General features: G+C 76.0%; 2 protein-coding genes and 1 pseudogene. 2 read left to right on the top strand and 1 reads right to left on the bottom strand.

Annotation, left to right across the window (positions count from 1 at the left end; translation table 11 throughout):
- Positions 1–232 (top strand): annotated as a pseudogene (locus RIF68_RS35570) (ATP-dependent helicase); the annotation flags it as partial.
- A 136-nt stretch (positions 233–368) separates the two neighbouring features.
- Complete coding sequence (locus tag RIF68_RS35565) at positions 369–1,256, top strand: alpha/beta hydrolase (protein ID WP_309055736.1); 888 nt, start codon at positions 369–371, stop codon at positions 1,254–1,256.
- 45 nt (positions 1,257–1,301) lie between these two features.
- Here RIF68_RS35565 and RIF68_RS35560 read toward each other — a convergent pair.
- A partial coding sequence (locus tag RIF68_RS35560) for an NYN domain-containing protein (protein WP_309055734.1) occupies positions 1,302–1,916 on the bottom strand: 615 nt, incomplete at its 5' end.

The following is a 1,916-nucleotide window of genomic DNA, read 5'->3' as shown; positions in this document are numbered from 1 at the left end:
GGCACCCGAAGCCACCGAGGAAGCCCCCAAGACCACCCGGCGCCGCACCACCAAGAAGGCCGTCGCCGCCGAGGCGCCCGCCGCTTCCGAGCCCCAGACGGCGGCCCCCCGCCGCCGGGTGACGAAGAAGGCCGCCGCGGCGGAGTCCGCCCCGGTGGCGGCCGAGGAGGCCCCGAAGGCCGCGCCTCGTCGCCGTACGACCAAGAAGGCGGCGGCCGAGCCGGAGAGCTGATCTCCCGCACGTCACGCGCCTCGCGGCCCGGTTCCGGATCTTCCGGAACCGGGCCGCGGCCGTGTCCGCCGGTGGATGCGCCGCACGCGTGCCGTCCGGTCGGGCCGCCCCTGGTGGCCAGGGCTACAGTCCAGATATGAGCAAGCCCCGGTCCCTCGTGCTGCCGCCCCGCACCCGTGCCCGCCGTCTCGTCACCGCGCGGGGCGACTTCGCGGTGCTCGACACCGCGCCGGCGGGTGAGCGGCGCGGAACGATTCTCCTGCTGCCGGGCTACACGGGCAGCAAGGAGGACTTCCTCGCCCTGCTCGGGCCGCTCGGCGAGGCAGGTTACCGGGCGGTGGCCGTGGACGGCCGCGGCCAGCACGAGTCGCCGGGCCCCCGGGGCCGGGCCGCCTACCGGCGGAGGGCGCTCGCCCTCGACACGACGGCGCAGGCCGGGGCCCTCGGCGACGGTCCGGTGCACCTGCTCGGCCACTCCTTCGGCGGTCTCGTGGCCCGCTCGGCCGCCACCCTCGCGCCGGACGCCTTCCTCTCGCTCACCCTGCTGTCCTCGGGGCCCGGCCGGGTGGCACGGCCCCAGCGGATCCGGGTCCGTGCCCTGCGGGGCGCCCTCGCCGTCCTGCCGAAGGAGCAGGTGTGGGCGGCGACGCGCTGGCTCGACAGCCGGGGCGAGGAGCCCGAGGCGGCCGACCCCCCGGAGATCGTGGGTTTCCTGCGGCGCCGCTGGATGCGGACGCGGATCTCCCAGCTGGCCGGGGCGGGGCGGCTGCTGCTGCGGGACCCGGACGGTACGGCGGAGCTGGCCGCCCTGCGGATGCCGCTGCACATCGTCTACGGCTCCGACGAGATGGTCTGGCCGCCGGCCGAGCTGGCGGCCGCGGCGGCCCGTACGGGGGCGCACCACACGGTTCTGCCGGGCGCGGGCCACTCCCCCAACGTCTCGCACCCGGAGGAGCTGGCCGGGCGTCTGACGGCCTTCTGGCAGCGAGCCGGCGCGCCCGTCCGGGTGGGTACGGCCCCCTGAGGCGTTCGGCGTCCCGAGACGCGTCCGGCGCCCGGGGAGCCGCCGTCAGTACTGCGACCGGAGGTGCTGCCAGAAGCCGTCGCGGAGCACCCGCCGCAGAGCCGCGTGGCCGCGCAGTGAGCGGCTGAGCAGCCCCTCGGCCTCCATGAGGAGGTCCTGGTCGACGGGCCCGGGGAGGTAGGGATCACCGGGCAGAAGCTCGGCGAGCTGGTCCCGGCCCCGTTCGGCGAGCCAGGTGGCGGCGATCCGGGCGCCGATGAAGCGGACCTCGTCGCGGGAGGGCGGGGGCTCGCCCTCGTTCTCGTACATCGTGACGGGCCGGCGGGTCACGTACGGCCGGCAGAAGTCGAGGTCGAAGGTGCGCTGGCTGTCGACCTCCCAGAGCAGTGCCTCGGCCTGGTTGCGGCCCTCGGCGGCCTCGATGCCCCACAGGTGCACGCGGGCCCCGTAGCCCTGCGCGGCCTCCACGGCGGAGACCAGGTCCTCGTCGCCGCCGACGAGCGCCGCGTCGCTGATGGCACGGTGGCGGGCGAGGGACTCCAGATCGCTGCGGATGAGGGAGTCGACGCCCTTCTGCTGGTTGTTCGCGTTGAGGTTGCCGAGGCGGACCTTGACGTCGGGGAGTTCCGCGATGGCCTGCTGCTCGGGGGTGTGGATGCG

It is taken from the genome of Streptomyces sp., assembly GCF_031178505.1.
GTDB lineage: Bacteria > Actinomycetota > Actinomycetes > Streptomycetales > Streptomycetaceae > Streptomyces > Streptomyces gulbargensis.
Note: the sequence above shows the minus strand (reverse complement) of the source record. Positions and strands in the feature narration are given on the sequence as shown.